The sequence below is a fragment of the Caulobacter sp. GSs2 genome, assembly GCF_058680895.1.
This window is the reverse complement of the sequence record NZ_CM178725.1, coordinates 1,083,611-1,108,681: the sequence shown is the minus strand read 5'-3', so window position 1 is coordinate 1,108,681 and position 25,071 is coordinate 1,083,611. Positions and strand designations below refer to the sequence as shown.

Sequence of the window (25,071 nt, the reverse complement as noted above, 5' to 3'; positions counted from 1 at the left end):
CCCAGAGGCCTGATTGATCGGGGCTCTGCGGTAGGGCGCATCATCCCCAAACGCTCAGGCTGAATCTGGGCCCCGGCCTTCGCCGGGGAGAGCGGGCTTTTGGTGATCGCTCCAGAGAAGCGATCACCAGGATCAGGCGCTTTTCTTGCTCTTCTTCAGCTCAGCCACCCGCGCCTTGCGACGCACCTCATGGCGGTCCAGCACGTCCTTCAGATAGCGCCCGGTCCAGCTGGCCTCGACCTTGGCCACGTCCTGGGGCGAGCCCACGGCGACGATCTCGCCGCCGCCGTCGCCGCCTTCGGGGCCGAAGTCCAGCAGCCAGTCGGCGGTCTTCACCACGTCGAGATTGTGCTCGATGACGACCACGGTGTTGCCCTGGTCGACCAGCTCATGCAGCACTTCCAGCAGCTTCTTGGTGTCTTCGAAGTGCAGGCCGGTGGTGGGCTCGTCGAGGATGTAGAGCGTGCGGCCGGTGGCCCGCTTGGACAGCTCCTTGGACAGCTTGACCCGCTGGGCTTCACCCCCGGAGAGCGTCGTCGCCGACTGGCCGACCTTGATATAGGTCAGGCCCACGCGCTTGAGCGTCTCCATCTTGTCGCGGATCGGCGGCACGGCCTTGAAGAAGTCGGCGGACTCCTCGACGGTCATGTCGAGAATGTCGGCGATGGTCTTGCCCTTGAACAGGATGTCGAGGGTCTCGCGGTTGTAGCGCTTGCCCTTGCAGACGTCGCAGGTGACGTAAACGTCGGGCAGGAAGTGCATCTCGATCTTGATCAGGCCATCGCCCTGGCAGGCCTCGCAGCGCCCGCCCTTGACGTTGAAGCTGAAGCGGCCGGGGCCATAGCCGCGCGCCTTGCTTTCCGGCAGCTGGGCGAACCAGTCGCGGATCGGGCCAAAGGCGCCGGTATAGGTCGCCGGGTTCGAGCGCGGGGTGCGGCCGATGGGCGACTGGTCGATGTCGATGACCTTGTCGAAATTCTCCAGCCCCTCGATGCGTTCGTGCTGGGCCGGGGCCTCCGACGCATTGTTCAGGCGACGGGCGGCGGCCTTGTAGAGGGTCTCGATCGTGAAGGTCGACTTGCCGCCGCCACTGACGCCGGTGATGCAGGTGAAGGTGCCAACCGGGATTTCGCCGGTCACGCCCTTGAGGTTGTTGCCGGTGGCGCCGATGACGCGCAGCATCTTCTTCTTGTTGATCGGCCGGCGCTCTTCCGGAACCTCGATCTCGCGGGCGCCGGTCAGATATTGGCCGGTGATGCTGTTGGGATTGGCCATGATGTCGGCCGGCTTGCCCTCGGCGACGATCTCGCCGCCGTGCACGCCGGCGGCGGGACCCATGTCGATCACATAGTCGGCGGTGAGGATGGCTTCCTCGTCGTGTTCGACCACCAGCACCGAATTGCCCAGATCGCGCAGGCCCTGCAGTGACTGCAACAGCCGGGTGTTGTCGCGCTGGTGCAGGCCGATCGACGGCTCGTCCAAGACGTAGAGCACGCCGGTCAGGCCCGAGCCGATCTGGCTGGCCAGACGGATGCGCTGGCTCTCGCCGCCCGACAGGGTGCCCGAGCCGCGTGACAGGTTCAGATAGTCCAGCCCGACATCGACCAGGAACCGCAGGCGATCATTGATCTCCTTCAGGATCCGCCGGGCGATCTCCATCTGCTTGTCGCTGAACTGGGCTTCCAGGCCGGCGAACCAGTCCTTGGCCGGACGGATGGCCAGCATCGAGACGGCCGCGATATCCATGCCGGCGATCTTCACCGCCAGGGCTTCCGGCTTCAGGCGCTTGCCGTGGCAGACCTCGCAGGGGGTGTCGGACTGGTAACGGCCCAGTTCCTCGCGCACCCAGGCGCTGTCGGTCTCGCGCCAGCGGCGTTCGAGGTTAGGCATCACCCCCTCGAAAGGCTTCTCGACCTCGTATTTGCGGGCGTTGTCGTCATAGATGAACTTGATCTTCGTGCCGCCCGAACCTTGCAGCACCACGTCGCGGGCGCTCTGGGCCAGCTTGTGCCAGGGCTCGTCCATCGAGAAGCCGTAGTGGCGGGCCAGGGCCTGCAGGGTCTGGGTGTAGAGCGGCGAGGGGCCCTTGGCCCAGGGCGCGATGGCGCCCTGGTGCAGGGCCTTGTCCTTGTCGGGCACCACCCGGTCGGCGTCGAAGGCCAGCTTGGCGCCCAGGCCGTCGCAGGCCGGGCAGGCGCCCGCCGGATTGTTGAACGAGAACAGGCGTGGCTCGATCTCGGCGATGGTGAAGCCGCTGACCGGACAGGCGAAGCGTTCGGAGAACAGCAGCCGCTTGGGCTCCTTCTCGCCCTCGTCGATCGTGGCCCATTCGGCCACGGCCAGACCGTCGGCCAGGCGCAGGGCCTGCTCGATGGAGTCAGCCAGGCGCTGTTCCATGTCGGGCTTGGTGACGATGCGGTCCACGACCACGTCGATGTCGTGCTTGAACTTCTTGTCGAGGGCCGGGGCGTCCTCGATCGGATAATATTCGCCGTCGATCTTCAGCCGCTGGAAGCCGGCCTTCTGCCACTCGGCGATCTCCTTCTTGTACTCGCCCTTGCGGTCGCGAACGACCGGGGCCAGCAGATAGAGACGCGTGCCCTCGGGCAGGACGGTGATCTTGTCGACCATCTGGCTGATGGTCTGGCTTTCGATCGGCAGGCCCGTGGCGGGCGAATAGGGAATGCCGACCCGCGCCCACAGCAGGCGCATATAGTCGTGGATCTCGGTGACCGTGCCGACGGTCGAACGGGGATTGCGCGAGGTGGTCTTCTGCTCGATCGAAATGGCCGGCGACAGACCCTCGATCAGGTCGACGTCCGGCTTGCTCATCAGTTCCAGGAACTGGCGGGCATAGGCCGACAGGCTCTCGACATAGCGCCGCTGGCCCTCGGCATAGATGGTGTCGAACGCCAGCGAGCTCTTGCCCGAACCCGACAGGCCGGTCAGCACCACCAGCTCGCCGCGCGGGATGTCGACGCTGACGTTCTTGAGATTGTGCTCGCGGGCGCCGCGCACGCGGATGAAGTTCAGTTGTTCGGCCATGTTTTCCGGAACGCAGAGAGCCGCCAGGAGGGTGCAGCGCGGCGGCTATATGTAGGGCTCGAACCGGGAATTAACACAAGAACAAGATGCGAACAAACGTCGCGCTTCGCAAGCTGCGCCGCCTGCTGACAGTAGGTGTCAGTAGGGTGTCACGGCGCGGGGTTTGGTTTCCGGCGCTTAACCGCCTTTGAAAGCGCCATCTTCAGCAGTGTCTGGCTCAATGGCTCCAGAAACGGAGCACATCATGAGCAAGGCCGCCAAGCCCGCCAAGGCTGACAAGCAGGAACAGGGCAAGCAGGCGATCCGTGACGCCCAAGGCGTCAAGCCGCGCAATCCGGTCGTCGACTTCATGGTGTTCATCGGCGGCGTCGGCTCGCTGATCTATGTGTTCAACACCATCGCGCCGAACTAGAGCAAAGGTCGCCATGATTGCATCATGTCGTTTGCTCTAGATTTTTTGTTTTGACGCGTTATTTCGGCGGCGAACCGGTATCCACTTCGCCGAATAACGCTCTAGGCGCGACCACCGTCTGAAAGGGCGGCGCACGAGATTTACAGGCCAGGCCGGTTGTTTTGCTGCGACGCAGCGCCACATCAGGGTCTCGCGCCGCCGAGCGGCGCCTTTCCCTTGAGGACGGCCTCCATGCCCACGCTTTTCGACCCGCTGCGCCTCGGCGACCTGGATCTGCCCAACCGCGTGATCATGGCGCCGCTGACCCGCCTGCGCGCCGGCCCGACCCAGATCCCCAATGCGCTGATGGCCGAGTATTACGCCCAGCGCGCCAGCGCCGGCCTGATCATCTCGGAAGGCGTGCCGGTTTCGCCCCAGGGCGTCGGCTATGCCGGCGTGCCCGGCATCTGGTCGCAGGAACAGGTCGAGGGCTGGAAGCCGGTCACTCGCGCCGTTCATGACAAGGGCGGTCGCATCTTCATGCAGATCTGGCATGTCGGCCGGATTTCCGACCCGTCGCTGCTGAACGGCGAGCTGCCTGTGGCGCCCAGCGCCGTTGCGGCCAAGGGCCATGTCAGCCTGCTGCGCCCCGAGCGGCCCTATCCCACGCCGCGCGCCCTGACGACGGACGAGGTCAAGGGCGTGGTCGAGGATTTCCGCCGCGCTGCCGCCAACGCCAAGGCCGCCGGCTTCGACGGCGTCGAACTGCATGGCGCCAATGGCTATCTGCTCGACCAGTTCCTGCAGGATGGCTCCAACCAGCGCACCGATGACTATGGCGGCTCGATCGAGAACCGCGCCCGTCTGCTGCTCGAAGCCACCGACGCCGCCGTCTCGGTGTTTGGCCCGGGCCGCGTGGGCGTCCATCTGGCCCCGCGCGCCGACGCCCACGCCATGGGCGATTCAGACCTGGCCACGACCTTCGGCTATGTCGCCAGGCAGCTGGGCCAGCGCGGCATCGCCTTCATCTGCGCCCGCGAATATCAGGGCGATGACAGTTTGGGCGTGGCGCTGAAGGCGGCGTTCGGCGGCGTCTATATCGCCAACGAGAAGTTCACCGGCGAGACCGCCAATGCGGCGGTGGAGGCCGGGAAGTACGACGCCATCGCCTTCGGCAAGGCCTATATCGCCAATCCCGACCTGGTCGAGCGCCTGCGGATCGGGGCCGAGCTGAACGCCCCGGTTCCGTCGACCTTCTATGGTCCGGACGAGAAGGGCTACACGGACTATCCGGCTCTCGAAGCCGTTCCGGCCTAGTCGCGAAGCTGGGCGATCGAGCGCCTGAGGTTCTCGCGAGCCAGGGCCTCGAAACGTAGTTTTCCCCAGTCCGACATGTAGAGGGCTTCCCGCGCCAGGAAGCCCTCAAGGATCGCGGCGCGCCCCTGGCGAAAGGCCTCCTCGGGGACCTCGCGATACTCATGTCGGACGCCGGCTTCGTAGGCGTCGAACACGGCGGTGGGCGCGGCCAGGATCGAAAGGTCCATGTCGAGGAACCGCGCCATGTCGGCGGTTTCGCCTTCGGGCAGGTCCGCGGGAATGGCGTGTCGCGCGGTCGCTTCGATCAGTCGAATGGCGCGGTCCAGGCTCTCGCCCGGAATGACGTCCTGCAGCATCGTTCGGGCGAGCACCGCGCTACGCGTCTCGTTGTCGGAGCGGCGGGGTTCATAGATCACGTCGTGCAGAACAATGGCGCAATAGACCGCCAGGGGATCGTCCAAATCACCCTCTGTCTCGGCGAAAAGGCGCAGCAGGGCCTGAGGGTGGCTCCAGCCGTGATAGCCACGATCAGGTCCCGAATGCAGCTCGGCGATTTCCGCGATCAAGGCTTCGTCGAGCAATGGCGTCTCCTGCACTAAGGCCGCTTTCCCATCCTGAAGGCCGGCTCTAGGGTTACGTCAACCGATGGCGTGATTGGAAACAGCGTGGCGAAGGCTCAATCCGTCGAAACCTACCTCGCCGCGCTTGACCCGCCCTCGCGGCTGGCTGTCGATGCGCTGCGCCACCTCGTCGTCACCGCACATCCCGGCCTGACCGAAGAGATCAAATGGAACGCGCCCAGCTTCGCCCATGACGGCCAGGATCGCGTCACCCTGGGTCTGGACAGGAAGGGCGGCTATCGGATCGTGCTGCATCGCGGGGCCAAGCCCCTGGACGCCAGCGACTTTTGCTTCGCGGACGACGACAAGCTGGCCAAGTGGCCGGCTCCGGATCGCGGCGTCGTCACCCTGAAGGATCTGGCAGAGATCAACGCCGGGGGCGCAGCGATCTCGCGGCTGATCGCCCGCTGGGTCGAAGCGACCCGCTAGGCCTTCTTGTTCAGCGTGATGGCGGTGCCGCTGGAGACCGGATTGTTCATCCGCGCCCCGGCGCCATAGCCCGAGGCGGGCGCGCGCTGGTTGGCGATCTCCTCGGCCACGGCTTTCACCAGGCCTTCGGTCACGGTGCGGGCGGCGTTGAGGGCGCGCGCCTGGCGGGCCAGGACAGCGTCGAAGGCCTCGGTGGCGCGGATCAGGCGCAGGCGCAGGGCGGCGTCGGCGCTGGAGATCAGGGCGATATTGGCCCGCACCCGCGCCGACTCGTGCCGGTAGAGATTGGCCAGCTTGGCCGTCTCCTCGACATACTGGGCCGCGTCCTGCGGACGGCGGGCTTCGAAGGCGGTGGCCTCCTTGGCGATCAGGTCGGTCAGGCGCTCGGTCAGGATGACCAGCTGGTCGACGCGGTCGTTGGGATCGTGTGCGGCGAGGGCCATGACTAGTCCTTCAACCCTTGAAGCTTGAGCATTTCACGCTGGACGGTGCTGGCCAGACCGACGCCGCCGGCCTTGGAGACTTCCTTGGCCATCGACTCGGTGAGCAGCGACTTGAACATGTCCTCGGCCTGACCGCCGCCGAACGGCGCGGCGGTTTTCACGCCGGCGAACATCGACTGCATCATCACCGACAGGAACGAGGCCTCGAACTTCTCGGAGGTTTCCTTGATCTGGCCGCGCTTGAGCAATTCGGCCCCCGAGGCGGGCGCTGTGGTCGAGGCCTGCAGGTTGGTGATCGGGGGAGAGGTCAGGGTCAGGGCGCTCATCACATCACCTCGATATCGGCTTGCAGGGCCCCGGCGGCCTTCACCGCCTGCAGGATCGAGATCATGTCGCGCGGGGTCACGCCCAGGGCGTTGAGGCCGCCGACCAGGCTCTTGAGCGAAGCGCCGCTGCTGAGCGTGATCAGCTTCTTGCCCTTTTCCTCGTCGACACTGACGGCAGATTGCGGAACCACGGCGGTCTGGCCCTGGCTGAACGGGGCGGGCTGGCTGACGGCCGGGCTCTCCTGGACCGAAATGGTCAGATTGCCCTGGGCGATGGCCACCTGGCTGATGCGGACATCGTCACCCATCACGATCACGCCCGACACCTCGTCGATGATCACCTTGGCCGGGCCGTCGGGCTCGACCTGCAGGTTCTCGATGGCGGTGATGAAGCTGATCATGTCCATGCCGGCGGGCGGGCGCACGGCGACGATGGTCGGGTTCTGGGCCTGGGCGCTGCGGGGGAACTGGCCGTTGATGGCGTCGGCGATGCGGCGCGAGGTGGTGAAGTCGGGATTGCGCAGGGTCATGCGCAGTTCGCCCATATTGACCATCTGGAAGCCGGTTTCCCGCTCGATGATGCCGCCGGCGGCGATGCGGCCGGCCGTGGGCACGCCCTTGGACACCGAGCTGCCCGAAGCGCCGCCGGCCGAGACCGATCCGGTCTGCACGCTGCCCTGGGCCACGGCATAGGTCTGGCCGTCCGCGCCCTGCAGGCTGGTGACCAGCAGGGTGCCGCCCAGCAGGTTCTTGGCGTCGCCCAGGGTGGAGACGCTGACATCCACCTTGGCGCCCGGCGCCGCGAAGGCCGGCAGGTTGGCGGTGACCATCACCGAGGCGACGTTCTTGGTGTTCAGATTGGCGTCGCGCACATTGACGCCCTGACGCTCCAGCATGGCCTCGAGGCTCTGCTTGGTCATCGGGGCGTTGCGCAGGCTGTCGCCCGAACCGTTCAGGCCTACGACGATGCCATAGCCGATCAGCTGGTTGTCGCGCACGCCTTCGAACGAGACGATGTCCTTGATCCGTGACTTGGCGAACGCGGGGGTCCCCACCAGGGCGCAGGCCGTGGCGATGAGGGCGAAAGCGGTGCGCAGACGTAAACGCGACATGGCTATCCTGACGTGGGGAGACGTCCCCATGCCGACCCATGCCAAAAGCGGGCCAATCTCAAAGGCTTGAGTCGTAAGGCTTTGTGCGTTTTGACGCAGGCGCCAGGGCGCCCTTGGGCAGAATCTGCCCGGCATTAACCATACTTCAAGCGCCAGACTGGATTATGGGGAGGTGGCGAGAACTGTGACTCGCTTCACGGACTATGGAGCAGCTTACCCATGAAGGTTTCGAGCACGGGGAGCGTAGGCGCGAGCGGCGCATCGCGGGCCAAGGCTTCGGGAAGCGGCGCCAGCTTTTCACTGCCTTCGGTCAATGGCGCCAGCGGCGCGGCCAGTGTGGCCCAGGCGGGCGGCGTGGCCGGGATCGGTTCGCTGGATGCGCTTCTTGCCCTGCAGGCCATGGGCGATCCGCTGGAGCGCCGCAAGCGCGCGGTCAAGCGCGCCGACGGCATTCTCGACATTCTGGGTGAGGTCAAGATCGCCCTGCTCGACGGCGATGTCTCGACCGCCACCCTCGACCGGCTGACCCGCGCCATCCGCGAGCAGCGCGATTCGACGGATGATCCCCGGCTCGAGGGCGTGCTCAACGAGATCGAGACGCGAGCGGCGGTGGAAAAAGCCAAGCTCGAACAGGCGCGAGGCGGCTGATGGTCAGGCGGCGACCACGGACGATATCCACGGGCGCGCCATCAGCGAATTCAAGATGTTGCGCGCCGCGGTTTGGCGCGTTTCTGGCCAAGTCACAGGCCGGGTTTGAAGCCGAACGCGCGAGTGGAGCGCGCCTGAACGCCCCACTCACGCGAGGTTCATTGAACGCGGCTATTCTTTTGGTATAAGCACCCGGCCTGTCCAAGGCTGAGTTCATCGGGGCGTGAGGCGTTAATGCAAACGGCCACTGTTCTAGTCGATCCGAAGACCTATCGCCCTTCCGAGGGCGAAGAGTTTATGAATGCGCGTCAGCTTGAGTACTTCAAGGGCAAGCTGAACGAATGGAAGGATGAGATCCTTCGCGAATCTCGCGAAACGGTGGCTCACCTCCAGAAAGAAACCGAAAATCACGCCGATCTGGCCGATCGCGCGTCTTCGGAAACTGATCGGGCGCTTGAACTGCGCACCCGCGACCGCCAGCGCAAGCTGATCTCGAAAATCGACCAGGCCCTGCGCCGCATCGAAGACGGATCTTACGGCTATTGCGAGGAAACGGGCGAACCGATCGGCCTGGCCCGGCTGGATGCTCGCCCCACGGCGACGCTCAGCCTGGAAGCCCAGGAACGTCACGAGCGCCGCGAACGCGTGCACCGCGACGACTGACGGCCTTCACCGGCCTATGTGTTTTGAAGCGGCCTCGGGCGAAAGTCCGGGGCCGTTTTTCGTTCGGGGAGCGGGCCATGCCCCAAGCCGATGTATCCCTAGTGCGAGAGCAGCATGGGGACCGGAAGATGATTGAGCATGTGTTCGGTCGCTCCGCCCAAGAAGAACTCCCTTGCCCGCGAATGGCCATAGGCTCCCATGACGAACAGCCCGGGACGGTTCGCTGCGACATAGTCCGAAAACACGACCCCTGTTCGACGTCCATCGCCGTCTATCTCTTCGGCCACGGCGCTTATGCCGTGGGCTCTAAGATGCCGCACGACGTCCCGGCCCGAGCCCGAGCCGGTGGACGCTTTGTCATTTGTCACGGTGAGCACCGTGATCTCACGAGCTTTCCGAAGGATCGGCATGGCGTCGGCCATGGCGCGCGCCGCCGTGCGGCTCCCATCCCAGGCAAGCACAACGGTATCTGGACCGCTGAGTGGCAGATCCGCGCTCCCCGGGCAGAAGGTTAGAACAGGGCGTCCTGACCCAAAGGCGACGGCCTCAAGGACAGCGCGCTGACCGTCCGACTGGGAAGCAACAGGTACGATACAGAGGTCGCGCGTCCGAGACCGCTCAGCAACATAGGCCGCGACAGCGTAGAGGTCAGCTTTTGCGTGGATAGCCTCGCCCAAAACGCCCAATTCGCGAGCCTTCGATGTGAACGTCGCAAGCGCCGCGACGCAGAACTCGCGGCTCTTTCGCTCCTCTTCCGCCGCCATGTGGCTGAGGCCGATCACATAGTTGGCCAGACGATTCTTTGGAGGCTGGATGTCCACCTCAACCGCGATAGCTGACAAGACCCCGCCAACCGAGGCGACAAATCGCACGGCCTGATCAATCGCCTCACTCGAAGTCGCTTCGGGGTAGGCGTCAAGATGAAGTACAATGTCCTGCAGCGGCATGATTTTGTCTCCACAAAGCGTGGATAGACTGTGGTCGCTTGGGATTTTCGGACTTTGATCTAAGTCAAAACTTCCAGCTGCACACGAGCAGCGGACTACCACTTAGAGGGGGTCCGGCCAGGGTCCGCTTTCCACCTTTCACGGACCTTGGCAGCGTCCGCTTGCGGGCCATGGGTCGAAGGTCCTGTTTCGGGTCGTGACCTGATTTCCGCTCCCGACCCGATGCGGACACAAGTGGCGTTGGCTTAGGGCGCCGCCCTACTAGAGCGCAGGAGGCTGCCCTCTTGCTGGTCCTTTCACGCGAGGCAGCGGCTCCAAACACCGCTCAGGCTTGCAGCAAACCTGCTTCTGAGCCGCGCAGTTTCCGCATCGCTTCAGTCCGGTTCTTGGCTCCTGCGGCGCTCAGAATGGCGCGAACATCGAGCTTGACGCTCGCCAGTGACATCCCAAGCTTGCGGGAGATCTCTTTATTGGTCAGCCCCTGACCTAGCGCTTGAAGGACTTCGATCTGGCGGGGTGTAAGGGTGGTCCGGGCTGCTGCCCCCCTGGACCCGAGGTCGTCATCGTCAACATCTCCAAAGCACGGGAAGTACTCGCCGCCTTCCAGCACCACCTTCAACGCCGCCAAAACCAGACCCGGCGACGAGGTCTTGGGGATCAGTCCCGCGAAGCCGGCGCGATAGGCCAGGCGAGCAAGGATCGTGTTCTTTTCTGGAACAACCAGAATGCGATACTTGGCTTTCAGGACGGCTGTCGAGGCGATCCATGCTGCCGGTTCTGCCGAAGCGGGCAGGTCAAGTAAGAGCAAATCGGGGTCTGAAGAGGGCGCCTGGAGAAGAGCGCTGACGTCTGAGACGGTTTCCACCAGACTCGCCTTTAGTCCCTCGCTGATCTGGGCCTCCAGCGCTTGGAGGCATAAAACCTGATTGCTAACAATCTTAACATGCATAAATTTGAGCGCCCCCCTTTTCGCTCATTTAGTGGCTTTCGTCGCACCTAACAATGTTGTTTCATATTCTACTATCAATGAGTCAGGATATTTACCCTAGGTAAGCCATTAATATTACCATCTAAATGGCTAGCCACTTGGATAGGCCAATTATGCATTGGATTTTATCAGAAAATTCACCGTAAAATATCGCTCTAGACTTGGCTTCTTTTGTTCGACGCCGCTTGGCTGCCGGATCGCGACTACGGGCGATCGATTGGAGTTTTTGATGTCCGGATCGAATATGATCGCAGAGCGGCTAAGTTTCATTGGGCTCGATCAAGAGGCGCAGCAAAATCTCCGGAGGCTCAAGCCTGTTATTCTGGCCAATCTACCCACGGCGATGGATCGCTTCTACCGGCAGGTGCGCGCCTTTGCGCACCCTCGATCCTTCTTCGCCGATGATGACCGCATCGAAGCGGCCAAGAGCCTGCAGATCGGTCATTGGGACAAGATCACCAACGCCCAATTCGACGCGGGCTATGTCGACGCTGTCTCTAAGGTTGGAGAGGTGCACGCCCGGATCGGGCTTGAGCCGCGTTGGTATATCGGCGGCTACGCGGTGCTGCTTGACGCCCTAATCACACGGATTATCCAAGAGCGGTGGCCCCAGGCTGGATTTGGCGCTCGGCGGGGGGCGGACGGACAACAGATCGCTGCGGAAATTGGCGCCTTAGTCAAGGCGACGTTGCTCGACATCGATTATGGGATATCGGCCTATCTACAAGCCGCTGAAGAGGCCCGAAAGCGCGCCGAGGCGCGGGTCTTGGAGGCTGAGCGGGCGCAGGTCGTCGCCCGGGTCGGGGAAGGTATGGCCGCGCTCGCGGCGGGCGACCTGACCTTCCAGATGACAAGTGAAGTTCCGCCAGAGTACGGGCAGTTGCGGTCGGATTTCAACGCCGCCGTCGAACGTCTTCGCCAGGTCATCGGCGTACTGACGCGGAGCGTCAGCGGCATAGCCGAGACCAGCGACAACATCGCCAAAGACTCTGGCGACCTGGCGCGCCGCACCGAGCAGCAGTCCGCGAGCCTGGAAGAGACCGCCGCAGCCTTGGACCAGATCACCTCGGCCGTCCATGCGACGGCGACAGGCGCCAAGACCGCCAGCGAGGTGGTCGCGGTGACCAAGGCCGAAGCGTTGCGCTCCGGGGAGGTGGTGGCGCGCGCCGTGACGGCCGTGGGCGCGATCGAGGCCTCCTCCAAGGAAGTGGCGCAGATTATTGGCGTCATTGATGAGATCGCCTTCCAAACCAATCTCTTAGCGCTAAACGCCGGGGTCGAGGCCGCCCGCGCTGGCGATGCTGGGCGGGGGTTTGCGGTCGTTGCGCAGGAAGTGCGAGCCTTGGCCCAACGCTCGGCGACCGCCGCCAAGGAAATCAAGGCCCTGATCTCGACCTCATCTGAGCAGGTCAAGGAGGGCGTTGGTCTTGTGGGTGAGACGGGGAGCATCCTTCGCTCCATCGTGGAGCGCGTGGGCCAGGTCGATACGCTTGTCTCGGAGATTTCAGCGTCGGCCTACGAGCAGTCTGTCAGCCTGGCCCAGGTCAACCAGGCCATTAATCACATGGACCAGGGGGTCCAGCAGAACGCGGCGATGGTCGAGCAGTCTTTAGTCGCCACCCAGGGCCTGCTGCGCGAAATCGCAGCCCTCGACGAACTGACCACCCATTTCAAGCTGAGCGCCGCAGCCGATGCGGTCAGCTATGGCGGTGACAAGGTCGCGCCCGACGCTGGCCCACGTCGAATAGCGGGCGAAATTCGGCGCGCGATCTAGGCCGTGGGCGCGGTTATCGCGTCGAACCGCGCAGAGTGGAGGCGGTAAGCTACGCGCCTTGGTCCTTTTTTGCGCGGGGCGGAGCGCTATTTTTGGAAGAGCTTTGAGTGTCGATGTCGCATGGCGTTCCACAATCCCTCCCCGCCGAAGTGCTGCGCGGCGTCTTTGCAATCTCTTCCGAAGCGATCGTCGTCACCGACAATCACAGCCGCATCTTGATGTTCAGTGTCGGGGCCGAGGCGATCTTTGGCTACCGCAGCGATGAGATGATCGGCCAGCCGGTCGAGCGCCTGATGCCCGACCGCTTTCGCGCCACACATGCACGCTACGTGGAGAATTTCGCTGCTGAGCCGCGCCAGAGCATGCCCATGCGTGAGCGAGGTCAGATCGTCGGGCGGCGCAAAACCGGCGAGGAGTTCCTGATCGAGGCCTCGCTGTCGAAGGTCGCGACCGCCGAGGGGCTTCTCTTTACGACGATCATTCGCGACGTGACCTCGCGCCGCCAGACCCTGGACCGCATCGTCCGCTCTGAAGAGCGGCTCAACATCGCCATTCAAAGCGCAGATTTGCACGTCTTCGAGATCGATTTCACCAACCAGACGATCTTCAAGGCAGGGTCGGAGGATGTGTTCTTCGAGCGACCTCTGACCTACGACGACGTCATTCAGAATGTCTGGTGCGGGGTGCGAGCCGACTATCGCCCCCTGGCGAAAGCGGCCTGGCGTCGCCACCGACGCACTGGTGAGACCTTCCGGTTTGAAGGTCCCGTGGCGCGCAGCGACGGTCGCGAGGTCTGGGCCGCCTTCACCGCAGAACTGATCGCGGATCCAAACGGACAGCCCCTACGCCTAATCGGCGCAGTTCAGGACGTCACAGCGCGCCGCGCGGCCACGACGGCCATGGCCGAGGCGGTCGCCGCCGCAGAGGCCGCCAACGACGCCAAGAGCGCATTTCTGGCGACGATGAGTCATGAAATCCGAACCCCGCTCAATGGCGTTCTGGGCATGGCCCAGGCCATGACGCGCGAGCCCTTGTCTGCTCAGCAGCAGGAGCGGCTCGACGTCATCCGCCAGTCCGGTGAGGCGTTGCTTGCCATCCTCAACGACGTGCTTGATCTGTCAAAGATTGAAGCGGGTCGATTGGAGCTTGAGGAGATCGCCTTCGATCTGGGCGATCTGGTCCGCGGAGCCCAGGCCACATTCACATCGCTGGCGAACAAGAAGGGGCTGTCCTTTTCGCTGAACATCGGGCCGGCGATGGGCGTCTATGTCGGAGACCCGACGCGCGTGCGGCAGATCCTCTACAATCTACTCTCCAATGCGCTGAAGTTCACCGACGTCGGAGAGGTTCGCGTCGAGGTGACGTGTGGCGAGACCTGCTTGGAACTGCGGGTGATCGACACCGGCATCGGCATGTCCGAAGAGACCATGGCCCATCTCTTTGCGCCCTTTAGTCAGGCGGACTCGTCGATGACCCGTCGTTTCGGCGGCACCGGTCTTGGGCTGGCGATCAGCCGTCAACTGGCCGGAATGATGGGTGGAGACATCTCCGCCACGAGCACACCGGGCGCCGGTTCGGCCTTCACTGTGCGACTTCCCCTCAGCCGGGTCGCCGACGGTTCGGTCGAGCGTGGCGAGGCGGCCACGTTGCCGGCGCGCCCCAGCGCCATGGCGTCAAAGCCCATCCGGATTCTCGTCGCTGAGGACAACCCGACCAATCAGCTGGTCCTCAAGGCCCTGCTCCATCAGGTCGGCCTTGATCCGGTCGTCGTCGACAATGGCCAAAAGGCCGTTGAGGCCTGGCGTGCTGAGGCCTTCGATCTGATCCTGATGGATATTCAGATGCCGGAGCTGTCCGGCCCGGCTGCGACCAGGATGATCCGGGATGAGGAAGCCGTGCGTGCGCGCCGGACTACCCCGATCATCGCTCTAACGGCCAACGCCATGGCCCACCAGGTCGCCGCCTATCTTGCCGGGGGCATGGACGCGGTGGTGACCAAGCCGATCAATGTCGCCGATCTGTTTCAGGCGATTGACCAAGTGCTGGTCGACTAGAGCTGGCGAGCCCGTGAAGCTCCTGAGGGATAGCTAGAGCCCCTTCAGATCGTTCCCCCTTCAGCCGGAGCCGCGATCGCTTCCAGCCGCCCTCACCACATCGTCCTGGCCGCCCGCTCGGGCCATTCGCGGTCATAGGCCTCGCCGCCGACCTCGCCGGCCGTGACCGCCGCCAGCATGGCGCCGGGGGAGGGGATCGTGGCGGGGTCGACCTGGCTTTCGGCCTTCCACAGCCCTGACCGCACGATCGCGCGGGCGCACTGGAAATAGGCCTCCTCGACGGTGATCACCATGACCGTGCGCGGCGCCTTGCCGTCGATGGCGAAGCTGCCCAGCAGGTCGGGATCGGCGCTGATCACCGCCCGGCCATTGACCCGGAAGGTGGTGCCCGAGCCGGGGATCAGGAACAGCAGTGCGACCCTCGGGTCACGGACTACATTGCGCAGGCTGTCGATGCGGTTGTTGCCGCGCCGGTCGGGCAGGATCAGGGTCCGGGGATCAGCCACGCGCACAAAGCCAGGCCTGTCGCCGCGCGGGCTGCAGTCCAGACCCTCGGGGCCGATCGTCGCCAGGGCGACGAACGGTGAGGCCTCGATCAGCGCCTGATAGTGGGGCGTGATCTGGGGCGCCACCTTGACCAGCGACGCCGCGACGGGCGCGGTATCATAGAGGGCTTCCAGCGCCTCCAGGCTGTCGATCACGCTCATCTGGCCCTCCCGTTCGATAGGCCGAGCCTAGTCACACAAGGGGAGGCGCGGAAGGCGTCAGGATGAAAAGGCCCGGGCGCAGGCCTCGGCCAGCCGCCGGGGTGATATCGGCTTGCCGACCACTGGGGGGGCGCGGCCCAGCAGCAGCTCCGAATTGCCGGTGACATAGACCACGGGGATCGCGCCCAGCTGTTTGTGAATGGCCTCCACCGCTTCCACGCCCGTGCCGCCGATGATGCGGTAGTCGGCGGTGATCAGGTCGGGGGTGCGGGCCATGGCCATCGCCAGGGCGTCTTGCGGGCTTTCGGCGATGTCGAAGCTGGTGAAGCCTTGTTCGGCCAGCAAGGCCTCCACCTCGAAGGCGATCAAAATCTCGTCCTCGATGATCAGGGCATGTCGGGCTTTGATATGCACGGTCATTCGCCGATGCCTTATATTTCGTCCCTTGATGATTTCAGCGCTGACATAGAGGCTCGCGCTAGTCTCGTTTTCGTGATGCTGCAGGTGCTCACATACTCAAATCGCCCAGGATTCGCAGAAAAACCAGAGTGCGATCGACGGTTCAAATGTAAACAATCTGCATTTTTGGGTTTTGGACGCGATTTGCGTAAGGTCTTGGCCCCGCGACCATTGCGTGAGGTCCTGATTTGGTAGAGCGTGCGCGCGGCCTGAGATCGGCAAATCTGGGTTCCCCCAAATTGGGGTTTGCCAGCGCCTCTATTGTGATTTCGGCGCCCCTCGAACAACCTCTGGAGGCGACGCGGCGGGCCAATCCGCGCTATGCAGGCAAAAAAGCCCGCAGGAGCGCCCGCCCATGTCGCAAGACACCCCCCTGATTCCCTCTCCGCTCATCCTGACCGAGAAGCGCGGTCACATCGCCATCCTGACCCTCAACCGTCCCGAGGCCATGAACGCCCTGGGCGCGCCGGGCGACGGCGACCAGGTGGCGGCCGCCTGCGAGGCGATCAATGACGACCAGGACATCCGCTGCGTGATCCTGACGGGCGCGGGCCGGGCCTTCTCGGCCGGCGGCGACGTCAAGGCGATGAAGGCCCGCGAGGGCGCGTTCGGCGGCAATGGCGTCAAGGTGCGCGACGGTTATCGCAAGAACATCCACCGCATTGTCCGCGCCATCTATGGCCTGGAAGTTCCCTCGATCGCGGCCGTCAACGGCGCCGCCATCGGCCTGGGCTGCGACGTGGCCTGCATGACCGACATCCGCATCGGGGCCGACACCGCCAAGTTCGGCGTCACCTTCCTGAAGCTGGGCCTGATCCCCGGCGACGGCGGCGCCTGGCTGATGCCGCGCACCATCGGCATGAGCCGCGCCGCCGAACTGCTGTTCACCGGCGACGTCATCGACGCCGCCAAGGCCGCCGAATGGGGCCTGATCAGCAAGGCCGTCCCCGCCGACACCCTGATGGACGAAGCCATGGCCCTGGCCACCCGCATCGCTCAGCAGCCGCCGCACGCCCTGCGCATGGCCAAGAGCCTGCTCAAGCACGGCACGACCGCCAGCTATGACACCCTGATGGAGATGAGCGCGGCCGCCCAGGCCATCGCCCACCACACCGAGGACCACATGGAAGGCGTCGACGCGATTCTCGAAAAGCGCGCTCCGGTCTTCAAGGGCGCCTGAGGTCATGGGCAAGGAAGCGCGGGGCGTCTGGGGCCACCTGTCGGACGGCGATTGCGAGGGCAAGCTCCTGTGGGAGTTTCCCAAGCTGATCTTCCGCGGGGCCCATCGCGGCATCTTTCAGGGCCACGCCCTGCGCTACATCAAGGTCGAGGGCAACGATCTGGTGCTCAACGACGGCACCCGGTTCGAGCTGGAGCCGGGCGAGGCCGACAAGTGGCTGTACGCCATCCTCAATCCGCCGGGCCGGCTGGACAAGCTGGGCGTCAAGCCCGGCCAGACGGTCGTGGTGCTGGGGCTCGAGGATGAAGAGTTCCTCGAAGAGCTGGCGACCCGCGTTGAGCCGGTCGAGGCCGAGGAGAACATCGACCTGCTGTTCCTGGGCGTCGAGGACCTGGCCGATTTCGATCAGCTGGAAGACCTGATCGGCGGCCTGGGTCCCAAGGGCGCGATCTGGATCGTGGCCCAGAAGGGCAAGGGCGCGCCGCTGAAGGACACCGAGATCCTGGCCGCCGCGCGTGGCCAGGGCCTGGTCGACACCAAGGTCTGCAGCTTCTCCAAGACCCACAGCGCCCTGCGGTTCGTCAAGCGCAAGGCGGGGCCGCTGGCGGCGTCCAAACCGGTCGAGGATGACGAGGCGGACTTTGACGACGAGGTCTGAGCCTCAGGACGCCTGAGGCAGGCCGCCCTCCGGCCGGGGCGACAGCGTCGCCAGCAGCCGCGCCTGCTCGGCGGGGCGGCGATAGAGGAAGTCCGCCGGCAGGCCCAGGCGCTGGCTGGCCCGGCAGGGCGGGGAGCCTGGAATCGGGATGCGGTCGGCCAGCCTGCCTGCGGCCTTCAGCATCAGGCTGTCGATCAGGCTCAGGTCATAGTCGCGGCCCAGGGCCAGCTTCTGGCGCACGACGGGCGGCAGCAGGGAGATCGAGGCCCGCGCCAGGGCCCGGTGCAGGGCCTTGGGCGCGTTGGGCGCGGCCTGGCCCGACTGGATGATGCCGATGAACTCCTCGACGATCGGGTGCGGCTCGAAGCGGTCGACCAGCCTGTCCAGCATCAGCAGAAAGTCGGCCGTGGAGCTGGGCGAATAGCGCACGCCGTACAGGTGGGCGATGGGATGGGCCTCTTGGTAGAAGCGGGTCTTGTCGGCCTCCGACAGGGGCGAGACGAAGCGGTCATAGGCGTTGAGAAAGCCATAGCCCGCCGTGGCGCTGACCCAGTCCAGCAGTTCGACATCCAGGGCCTTGTAGGCTTCGCCGCCGGGCGTGTGGCCACTCACGCGGCTGTGCATGTTGGTCACGCCCTGGATCACCCGCCGCGCGGCGCTCTGCGGGCCATAGACCCCGACCATTGCCGCGATGCCGGTGCGCTTGGAGCGGCCGATGGGATCGGCCTTGTAGGTCGAATGATCCCAGACGCCGGAGCGGATGCGGGCGTCGGCGAACTCCAGCAGCACCGCCGCCACCCCGCCGATCACCAGGGCGATGGGGTTCTTGTAGACGCGCCAGTGCACCGAGCCGGGGTCCAGATAGGCCGCCTCGCCCGGTGGCGTGGCGTAGTCGATCTTCCAGCCCAGATAGGAGGACGGCGCGGTCATGGTGTTTCTCCAGCTGGAGGAAAGGTCGGTATCGGCGCTGCGCTCGCACGCTATCAGAATTGACAGGGTCTGCCCTCGCCAAGCTGCGGCGAATGCGGCAGGAAGCGCCATGAACCGCTTTGCCTTTCTCGCCCTTGTCCTGGCCGGGGTCTCCTGGGGTCTGGGCTTTCCGCTGGGCAAGCTGGTGCTGCGCGAAACCGACGCCGCCCACATGGTGCTGTTGCGCTTCGCCTCGGCGGCGGTGGTGGCGGCGCCCTTCGCCCTGATGACCGCAGAGGCGCGGGCCCTGTTCCGCTCGCCGGTCGTGCTGCTGGCCGGGGCGCTCTATGGCGTGGCGTTCATGGTGCAGTTTGAGGGTCTGGCGCACGTGAGCGTCACCCTGGCGGCCCTGCTGGTCGGCGCCATGCCGGCCCTGATCGCCATCAGCGCCCGCTTCTTCGGCGAGACCGTCAGCCGGGCCTCGTGGGCGGGCGTGATCGCCGCGACCCTGGGCGCGGCCCTGATCGCCGGCAAGCCGGACGGCGCGGGCTCGCCGCTGGGCGTGGCCCTGTCGGTGGGCTCGCTGTTCATCTTCCTGGCCTGGCTGATCGTCATGCGCCGCGCGCCCAAGGTGAAGGCGCCGATGGCCATTCCGGCGGTGACGATGATCGTGGCGGCGGCGACCATCCTGCCCATCGCCCTGCTGATGCACGGCCCGCCCAGGCTGGACCTTAGCCCCGTCGCCTGGGGCAGCATCATCGGTCAGGGCGTCGTGGCGACCCTGCTGGCCACGGCCGCCTGGCAGTACGGCTCGGCCCGGGTCGGCGCCGCCAGCGCCGGGGTGTTCATCAATATCGAGCCGCTGATGGGCGCGGCCATCGGCGTGATGCTGTTTGGCGACCACCTGACGGTGGCCCTGTGCGCCGGCGGCCTGCTGATCGTCGCCGGCAGTTTCGCAGTGGTGATGGGGGAGAGGAAGGCGGCGAAAGCGGCTGCGGAATAGATCCGCGCGAAAACCCCTTGTCATCCCGGGTCTTCCCCCGGCGAAAGCCGGGGGAAGACCCGGGACCGCGACAAACTCAGAGCTTCCGGCGGTCCCGGCTCGGCGCGCTTCGCGCTTGGCCGGGATGACAGGTTTTGGACGGCTAAGCCGCTTCCTTCGCCTTCTTCTTCTCGAACTTCATCGCTCCGTCGTCCACCTTGCCCATCTTCAGGGCCATCAGGTCGAGGGCGTAGTTCTGATAGGCCTTCCACGGCTTCTTGACGCCCTGCTTGGGGAACTTGGCCATGGCCCGCTGGACGTAGCCCGACGAGAAATCCAGCCAGGGCTCGGCCTCCATGCCGGCCTCGTCCAGGCGCGGCACGCAGAAGGCTAGCTTGTTGCGGTCCATGTGGTTGAGCAGCTTGCAGACATACTCGCTGGTCAGGTCGGCCTTCAGAGTCCACGAGGCGTTGGTGTAGCCGAACGCCGAGGCCAGGTTGGGCACGTCGCTGAACATCATGCCCTTGTAGCTCATGGCCTTGGACAGATCGGCCACCTTGCCGTCGATCACCAGCTCCATGCCGCTGAGCAGCTGCATCTGCAGGCCGGTGGCGGTGACCACGACGTCGGCGTCGAGGGTCTTGCCGGACTTCAGTTTCAGGCCGGTCGGCGTGAAGCTGTCGATATGGTCGGTGACCACCGAGGCCTTGCCGCCCTTGAGGGCGTCGAACAGGTCGGCGTCGGGCACCAGGCACAGGCGCTGGTCCCAGGGATTGTAGCTGGGGGTGAAGTGGGTCTCGACGTCGTAGTCGGGGCCCAGGTGGCCGCGCACCAGCTCGATCAGCTGGGCCTTGGTCTTTTCAGGTTTTTTGCGGGCGATGTTGAAGAACAGCATCTGCATCAGCACGTTTTTCCAGCGCGTGATGCCATAGGCGGTCATGGCCGGCAGCTTGGCGCGCAGCCAGTTGGCGATGCCGTCCTCGGCCGGGCGCGAGACCACATAGGTGGGCGAGCGCTGCAACATGGTCACGTGGCGGGCGGTCTTGGCCATTTCCGGCACCAGGGTGACGGCGGTGGCGCCGCTGCCGATCACCACGACGCTCTTGCCGGCATAGTCGAGGTCGGCGGGCCAGAACTGCGGATGGACGATCTTGCCGCCGAAGCTTTCGACGCCGGCGAAGTCGGGCGTGTAGCCGGCCGCATAGTCGTAATAGCCGGCGCACATATAGAGGAAGTTGCAGCTGACGGTGACGCGCTTGCCGGCATGCTCGGCCTCGACCGTCCAGGTGGCGGTGTCGGAAGACCAGCTGGCGCGTTTGACGTGGTGGCCGTAGCGGATCTTCTTGTCGATGCCGTATTCGGTGGCGGTCTCGCGCACATAGTTCAGGATCGACGGGCCGTCGGCGATGGCCTTGGCCTGCCGCCACGGCTTGAACGAGTAGCCCAGAGTGTACATGTCGCTGTCGGAGCGGATGCCGGGATAGCGGAACAGGTCCCAGGTGCCGCCGATCGCCTCGCGGCCTTCGAGGATCGCATAGGTCTTGCCCGGGCAATTGGCCTGCAGGTGATAGCCCGCGCCGATGCCCGACAGGCCCGCGCCCACAATAAGAACGTCGAAGTGCTCGGTCGCCATGCCGTATCCCGCCCCTGATGGATGGCCCGGCTGTTCCGGACGCCTTGATATCTGATCAGTGTTCACCAACAAACGACCGTTTCGACGTAGCGTCAACCACGACGCGTCGAAGCGGCGTCGGTTTTCATTGCGCACGGTCGGCTCCCGCGCGTATTGCGGGGCATGTCCCTGCGCGATTTCGGCGTGCTGGTCCTGATCTGTCTGGTCTGGGCCGGCAACAACATCATCTCCAAGATCGTGGTGTCCCACTGGGGCGTGCCGCCGCTGGCCTATGCCTCGGTGCGCTTCGCCCTGGTGGCGCTGGTCACCCTGCCGTGGCTGCTCCCGGCGCCGCGACCGGTGTGGCGGCTGATCCTGGTGGCCCTGCTGATGGGCGCGGGCAATTTCGCGCTGCTGTTCATGGGCTTCAAGACCGCCTCGCCGTCGGCCGCCTCGGTGATCATCCAGCTGGGCGTGCCGTTCACGACCATCCTGTCGGTGATCATCCTGGGCGAGCGGATCCGCTGGAAGCGCGGCCTGGGCATCGCCCTGACCCTGGCCGGGGCGGTGGTGGTGATGTGGAGCCCGCATGGGCTGGAGCTGTCGGCCGGCCTGTGGCTGATCGCGGCCGCGGCCTTCACCGGCTCGCTGGGCGCGGTGATGATGAAGCAGATGGAAGGCGTCAAGCCCTTGCAGTTTCAGGCCTGGGTCGGCTTTTCTTCATTCCTGCCCCTGGCCCTGATCAGCACCCTGACCGAGCCCGGCTCTGTTCCCGCGGCGATCAACGCCGGCTGGCCGTTCGTGGCGGCGGTGGTGTTCTCGGCCCTGGTAGTCTCGGTCGTGGGGCACACGGCCTATTACGGCCTGATCCAGAAGTACGAGGCCAATCTGATCGCGCCCTTGACCCTGATGACGCCGCTGATGACCATCGCCCTGGGCGTCCTGATCACCCATGATCATTTCGACCTGCGCATGGGTGTCGGCGCGGCCCTGGCTTTGCTAGGCGTTCTGGTCATCGCCCTGCGCAAGAACCAGGTGATGCCCCTGCTGATGTCTATCCGGAACCGCGTCCAATGACCCTGCCGCTGATCGAGGCGCCGTCGCCCAATTTCGACGCCCGCAAGGCCGTGCCCGACTGCGTGATCCTGCACTATACCGGCATGGAGACCGGCGAGGCCGCGATCGAGCGCCTGCGCGATCCGCAAGCCAAGGTCTCGGCCCACTATGTGGTCGAGGAAGACGGCCGCATCTTCCGCCTGGTGGCCGAAGAGCGCCGCGCCTGGCACGCGGGGTCCGCCTTCTGGAAGGGCGTGAAAGACATCAACTCGGCCTCGATCGGCATCGAGATCGTCAATCCGGGTCACGAGTTCGGCTATCGCGACTTTCCCGACGCGCAGATCGCCTCGGTGATCAACCTGCTGGCCGATGTGCGCTCGCGCTGGATGATCTCCGATAGCCGGATCCTGGGCCATTCCGACATCGCCCCGGCCCGCAAGATCGATCCGGGCGAGCTGTTCCCCTGGAAGCGCCTGGCCGAGAGCGGCCACGGCCTGTGGATCGAGCCGCCCCCGTCGCCCGGCGCGCCGCTGGGCGAGGGCGAGGAGGGCACGGGCGTGTTCGCCCTGCAGGCCGGCCTGACCCGCCTGGGCTATGACTGCGCGCCGACCGGCAAGTACGACGCCCACACCACCACCATCGTCTCGGCCTTCCAGCGCCACTGGCTGCAGACCCGCTTCGACGGCATCGCCGACGGCGAGACCCGCGCGCGGCTAGTGGGCCTGCTGCGGGCGGGCGACTGATGCATCCAGCCCAGCCGTTCAGAGTCGAAGATCGCGACACCCTGCTCGCCTTTCTGCGTGAGCATCCGTTCGTGACCCTGGCCGCCAGCGTCGGCGGTCGCCCGATGGTCGCCCAGGCGCCGGTCGTGGTGCGCGAGATGCACGACGAGCTGGTCATCGACTTCCACCTGTCGCGCGGCAACATCCTGGCGCCGCATCTGGTGCAGAGTTTTCGCGCCGTGATGCTGGCGACGGGGCCCGACGCCTACATCAGCCCTGACGGGTACGAGAGCGCCGACCAGGTGCCGACCTGGAACTACCTGTCCGTCGAGGCCGAGGGCTCGGTGGCGGTGCTGAACGAAGCCGAGCTGATCGCCCAGCTCGACAGCCTGTCGGAACAGGAAGAAGCGCGGCTGGCGCCCAAGCCTCTGTGGACCCGCCACAAGATGCCCCCCGGCAAGTTCGAGACGATGCTGCGCGGCATCATCGGCGGGCGGCTGTTCGTCGACCGGCTGGAGGGGACCTTCAAGCTGTCGCAGAACAAGAGCGCGGCGGATCGTCTGGGCGCGGCCAAGGCGCTGGGCAAGCACCCGCTGGCGAAGCTGATGCGTGAGGTCGAGCGCTGAGGCGCGGCGCCATGCTGCCTTGCGTTCAGGGCCTGGCCGGGTTCGCCTCACAGAAGCGCACGATGGCGGCGAAGACGCGCTGCGGATCCTCAAGCTCGGGCGTGTGACCCAGATCGTCAAAGGTCACGCACGCCGTATCCGGTCGCAGGCGCTGGATGGAATGCGCGTTGCCGGCGGGGTGGGAACGATCGGCCGCGCCCCAGATCGAAAGCAGGGGCTGGTGGGCGCGCGGCAGTTCGACGTCGGAGTCCATGTAGCACTGGTAGGCGCTGGCGAGTGACCACTGGGCGCCGTGCTGGAAGGACCGCTCAGCACACCGGCACAGATCGCCGATCATCTCCTGCTTGCCCACAGAAAGCCCGTACCAGGCCGGCATGCGTTTGGGCGCCATGCGGCGCATCGCGACATGGCCCAGGATCGGCTTGGCCAGGATGCCCTTGGGATCGCGCGCGGCCTTCCAGGCCTTGAACGCCGCGACATCCCCGGCCTGCAACAGGGTCAGACGAGAGACGAGATCGGGATAGCGCGCGGCGATGTCGACGGCGGCATGACCGGCGACGCAAGAGAACGCCAGGATGGCGCCTGGCCCGGCCACGGCCTTGAGGAAGATCGCCAGGTCGTCATGGGTTTCGCGAAACCCGAAGCGATAGTCTTCTGCAGCGGCCGAGAAGCCCATCGCCGGCAGCTCAAACGCAATCACGCGGAAACGCTGGGCAAAGGTCGCGATCAGGGCGTCATAGACTTCCAGCGTCATCGGCGGATCGACGCTGAAGACGATGGTTTGACCCTTGCCGGCTTCGCGATAGCGATACTGCACCTTGGGCGACTGGAAGAACTTGACGCCTTCGGAGGCGCGGGCCGGCCAGCCCTCCCGATGCCGGCGCATGCGGCCAATGGCGCCCGCCGTATCCAGGCGCGTGGCCAGACGATTGAGCCTCCCGGTCATGGCAGGCGCGCCGCGTTGCGATTAGCGATGAACAGCGCGACGCAGGTCAGGGCCAGATATCCCGCCGTTGCGAAATGGCGCGTCACGATTGAAGGCGCGGCGCCGGCCTGATGGGTCAGCCAGGCATCGCCCAGGGGCAGGATGAGCGCCGCGATCGCGGTCCAGAACAGGGCGCGTAGATCCCGCCGGACCAGGAAGATCGCCACCAGCGCCGCGACGAAGGCGGTGCGCAGGGCATAGACCTGCACCCAGGCCACAGCGTCTGCGCCACTGACCGGCACGCCATAATAGGTGGCGAAGCCCGTCGGATCGGACAGCGCGCGCGCCACGTTCACCGCCTGCAGGAGCGCCAGCGGCACGGACAGCCAAAAGCCGAAAGTCCGCAGGACGGGCCGGCGGGATGAGGATGGTGTCAAGGTCATGATGTCTCCTATGGACGAGGAGACTAGCGGGCCAA

At 65.3% G+C, this 25,071-nt stretch carries 26 protein-coding genes; 13 read left to right on the top strand and 13 right to left on the bottom strand.

All coding sequences use genetic code 11. The features are described 5' to 3' along the window. Positions 1 to 132: 132 nt before the first annotated feature. The gene (uvrA, locus tag ACW17Z_RS05475) at positions 133 to 3,045 is read right to left on the bottom strand and encodes an excinuclease ABC subunit UvrA (RefSeq protein ID WP_492057915.1); all 2,913 of its coding nucleotides are present in this window, start codon (positions 3,043 to 3,045) and stop codon (positions 133 to 135) included. A gap of 244 nt (positions 3,046 to 3,289) precedes the next feature. Here uvrA and ACW17Z_RS05470 point away from each other — a divergent pair, with 244 nt between their 5' ends. Both ACW17Z_RS05470 and ACW17Z_RS05465 read left to right on the top strand, forming a co-directional pair. After that, a complete protein-coding gene (locus ACW17Z_RS05470; protein WP_419317833.1) occupies positions 3,290 to 3,457 on the top strand; it encodes a hypothetical protein in 168 nt (55 codons plus the stop codon). A 231-nt stretch (positions 3,458 to 3,688) separates the two neighbouring features. Continuing rightward, the gene (locus tag ACW17Z_RS05465) at positions 3,689 to 4,753 is read left to right on the top strand and encodes an alkene reductase (RefSeq protein WP_492057913.1); all 1,065 of its coding nucleotides are present in this window, start codon (positions 3,689 to 3,691) and stop codon (positions 4,751 to 4,753) included. On the opposite strand, the gene ACW17Z_RS05460 is transcribed toward ACW17Z_RS05465, so the two are convergent. Further along, the gene (locus ACW17Z_RS05460; RefSeq protein ID WP_492057911.1) at positions 4,750 to 5,334 is read right to left on the bottom strand and encodes an HD domain-containing protein; all 585 of its coding nucleotides are present in this window, start codon (positions 5,332 to 5,334) and stop codon (positions 4,750 to 4,752) included. The genes ACW17Z_RS05465 and ACW17Z_RS05460 overlap by 4 nt on opposite strands. A gap of 84 nt (positions 5,335 to 5,418) precedes the next feature. Here ACW17Z_RS05460 and ACW17Z_RS05455 point away from each other — a divergent pair, with 84 nt between their 5' ends. Further along, positions 5,419 to 5,802 (top strand): DUF1801 domain-containing protein, encoded by a 384-nt coding sequence (locus ACW17Z_RS05455; protein ID WP_419317828.1) that lies wholly within the window; start codon positions 5,419 to 5,421, stop codon positions 5,800 to 5,802. Here the strand turns inward: ACW17Z_RS05455 and ACW17Z_RS05450 are convergent. The 3 genes from ACW17Z_RS05450 to ACW17Z_RS05440 are packed head-to-tail and all read right to left on the bottom strand — an operon-like array spanning position 5,799 to position 7,683. Beyond that, the gene (locus tag ACW17Z_RS05450; RefSeq protein WP_419317826.1) at positions 5,799 to 6,245 is read right to left on the bottom strand and encodes a flagellar basal body protein; all 447 of its coding nucleotides are present in this window, start codon (positions 6,243 to 6,245) and stop codon (positions 5,799 to 5,801) included. The genes ACW17Z_RS05455 and ACW17Z_RS05450 overlap by 4 nt on opposite strands. A gap of 2 nt (positions 6,246 to 6,247) precedes the next feature. Beyond that, positions 6,248 to 6,571, bottom strand: coding sequence for a rod-binding protein (locus ACW17Z_RS05445; RefSeq protein WP_492057910.1), 324 nt, complete (start codon positions 6,569 to 6,571; stop codon positions 6,248 to 6,250). Further along, positions 6,571 to 7,683 carry a flagellar basal body P-ring protein FlgI gene (locus ACW17Z_RS05440; protein ID WP_492057908.1) on the bottom strand — a complete coding sequence of 371 codons (1,113 nt, stop codon included), beginning with the start codon at positions 7,681 to 7,683 and terminating at the stop codon, positions 6,571 to 6,573. Before ACW17Z_RS05440 ends, ACW17Z_RS05445 begins: the two co-directional genes overlap by 1 nt. 219 nt (positions 7,684 to 7,902) lie before the next feature. Between ACW17Z_RS05440 and fliX the strand changes: the two genes are divergently transcribed. Both fliX and dksA read left to right on the top strand, forming a co-directional pair. Then, positions 7,903 to 8,331, top strand: coding sequence for a flagellar assembly regulator FliX (gene fliX, locus ACW17Z_RS05435; protein ID WP_419252049.1), 429 nt, complete (start codon positions 7,903 to 7,905; stop codon positions 8,329 to 8,331). 234 nt (positions 8,332 to 8,565) lie between these two features. After that, positions 8,566 to 8,994, top strand: coding sequence for an RNA polymerase-binding protein DksA (gene dksA / locus ACW17Z_RS05430; RefSeq protein ID WP_419317820.1), 429 nt, complete (start codon positions 8,566 to 8,568; stop codon positions 8,992 to 8,994). Between the two features lie 98 nt (positions 8,995 to 9,092). Here the strand turns inward: dksA and ACW17Z_RS05425 are convergent, their stop codons facing one another. Continuing rightward, on the bottom strand, positions 9,093 to 9,941 hold the full coding sequence (locus tag ACW17Z_RS05425) for a universal stress protein (protein ID WP_492057906.1): 849 nt from the start codon (positions 9,939 to 9,941) through the stop codon (positions 9,093 to 9,095). A 325-nt stretch (positions 9,942 to 10,266) separates the two neighbouring features. Next, positions 10,267 to 10,890, bottom strand: coding sequence for a helix-turn-helix transcriptional regulator (locus ACW17Z_RS05420; protein ID WP_492057905.1), 624 nt, complete (start codon positions 10,888 to 10,890; stop codon positions 10,267 to 10,269). A gap of 268 nt (positions 10,891 to 11,158) precedes the next feature. Here ACW17Z_RS05420 and ACW17Z_RS05415 point away from each other — a divergent pair, with 268 nt between their 5' ends. Together ACW17Z_RS05415 and ACW17Z_RS05410 are read left to right on the top strand one after the other, a co-directional pair. Further along, complete coding sequence (locus ACW17Z_RS05415) at positions 11,159 to 12,703, top strand: methyl-accepting chemotaxis protein (RefSeq protein ID WP_492058489.1); 1,545 nt, start codon at positions 11,159 to 11,161, stop codon at positions 12,701 to 12,703. A 113-nt stretch (positions 12,704 to 12,816) separates the two neighbouring features. Further along, a complete protein-coding gene (locus ACW17Z_RS05410; protein WP_492058488.1) occupies positions 12,817 to 14,757 on the top strand; it encodes an ATP-binding protein in 1,941 nt (646 codons plus the stop codon). Between the two features lie 92 nt (positions 14,758 to 14,849). On the opposite strand, the gene ACW17Z_RS05405 is transcribed toward ACW17Z_RS05410, so the two are convergent. Both ACW17Z_RS05405 and ACW17Z_RS05400 read right to left on the bottom strand, forming a co-directional pair. Then, positions 14,850 to 15,464 carry a pyridoxamine 5'-phosphate oxidase family protein gene (locus ACW17Z_RS05405; protein ID WP_492057904.1) on the bottom strand — a complete coding sequence of 205 codons (615 nt, stop codon included), beginning with the start codon at positions 15,462 to 15,464 and terminating at the stop codon, positions 14,850 to 14,852. Between the two features lie 57 nt (positions 15,465 to 15,521). Then, positions 15,522 to 15,884 carry a response regulator gene (locus ACW17Z_RS05400; RefSeq protein ID WP_492057902.1) on the bottom strand — a complete coding sequence of 121 codons (363 nt, stop codon included), beginning with the start codon at positions 15,882 to 15,884 and terminating at the stop codon, positions 15,522 to 15,524. Between the two features lie 394 nt (positions 15,885 to 16,278). Here ACW17Z_RS05400 and ACW17Z_RS05395 point away from each other — a divergent pair, with 394 nt between their 5' ends. Next, positions 16,279 to 17,103 (top strand): crotonase/enoyl-CoA hydratase family protein, encoded by an 825-nt coding sequence (locus ACW17Z_RS05395; protein WP_492057900.1) that lies wholly within the window; start codon positions 16,279 to 16,281, stop codon positions 17,101 to 17,103. 4 nt (positions 17,104 to 17,107) lie between these two features. Further along, a complete protein-coding gene (locus tag ACW17Z_RS05390; RefSeq protein ID WP_492057898.1) occupies positions 17,108 to 17,761 on the top strand; it encodes a DUF3052 domain-containing protein in 654 nt (217 codons plus the stop codon). Between the two features lie 3 nt (positions 17,762 to 17,764). On the opposite strand, the gene ACW17Z_RS05385 is transcribed toward ACW17Z_RS05390, so the two are convergent. Then, positions 17,765 to 18,691 (bottom strand): oxygenase MpaB family protein, encoded by a 927-nt coding sequence (locus ACW17Z_RS05385; protein ID WP_492057897.1) that lies wholly within the window; start codon positions 18,689 to 18,691, stop codon positions 17,765 to 17,767. Positions 18,692 to 18,800: 109 nt separating this feature from the next. Here ACW17Z_RS05385 and ACW17Z_RS05380 point away from each other — a divergent pair, with 109 nt between their 5' ends. Beyond that, positions 18,801 to 19,673 carry a DMT family transporter gene (locus ACW17Z_RS05380; RefSeq protein WP_492057896.1) on the top strand — a complete coding sequence of 291 codons (873 nt, stop codon included), beginning with the start codon at positions 18,801 to 18,803 and terminating at the stop codon, positions 19,671 to 19,673. Positions 19,674 to 19,815: 142 nt separating this feature from the next. Here the strand turns inward: ACW17Z_RS05380 and ACW17Z_RS05375 are convergent, their stop codons facing one another. Then, entirely contained in the window at positions 19,816 to 21,285 is a 1,470-nt protein-coding gene (locus ACW17Z_RS05375; protein WP_492057895.1) for a flavin-containing monooxygenase, read from the bottom strand. A 162-nt stretch (positions 21,286 to 21,447) separates the two neighbouring features. Here ACW17Z_RS05375 and ACW17Z_RS05370 point away from each other — a divergent pair, with 162 nt between their 5' ends. The 3 genes from ACW17Z_RS05370 to ACW17Z_RS05360 are packed head-to-tail and all read left to right on the top strand — an operon-like array spanning position 21,448 to position 23,668. Further along, positions 21,448 to 22,341 carry a DMT family transporter gene (locus ACW17Z_RS05370; protein ID WP_492057894.1) on the top strand — a complete coding sequence of 298 codons (894 nt, stop codon included), beginning with the start codon at positions 21,448 to 21,450 and terminating at the stop codon, positions 22,339 to 22,341. Beyond that, positions 22,338 to 23,063, top strand: a complete 726-nt coding sequence (locus ACW17Z_RS05365; RefSeq protein WP_492057893.1) for a peptidoglycan recognition protein family protein — start codon at positions 22,338 to 22,340, stop codon at positions 23,061 to 23,063. Before ACW17Z_RS05370 ends, ACW17Z_RS05365 begins: the two co-directional genes overlap by 4 nt. Next, positions 23,063 to 23,668, top strand: coding sequence for an FMN-binding negative transcriptional regulator (locus ACW17Z_RS05360; RefSeq protein WP_492057892.1), 606 nt, complete (start codon positions 23,063 to 23,065; stop codon positions 23,666 to 23,668). The genes ACW17Z_RS05365 and ACW17Z_RS05360 overlap by 1 nt, the downstream gene beginning before the upstream one ends. Before the next feature lie 25 nt (positions 23,669 to 23,693). Here ACW17Z_RS05360 and ACW17Z_RS05355 read toward each other — a convergent pair whose 3' ends face one another. After that, a complete protein-coding gene (locus ACW17Z_RS05355) occupies positions 23,694 to 24,614 on the bottom strand; it encodes an alpha/beta fold hydrolase (protein WP_492057891.1) in 921 nt (306 codons plus the stop codon). Then, a complete protein-coding gene (locus tag ACW17Z_RS05350; protein WP_492057890.1) occupies positions 24,611 to 25,036 on the bottom strand; it encodes a DUF4267 domain-containing protein in 426 nt (141 codons plus the stop codon). The genes ACW17Z_RS05355 and ACW17Z_RS05350 overlap by 4 nt, the downstream gene beginning before the upstream one ends. Between the last annotated feature and the right edge of the window lie 35 nt (positions 25,037 to 25,071).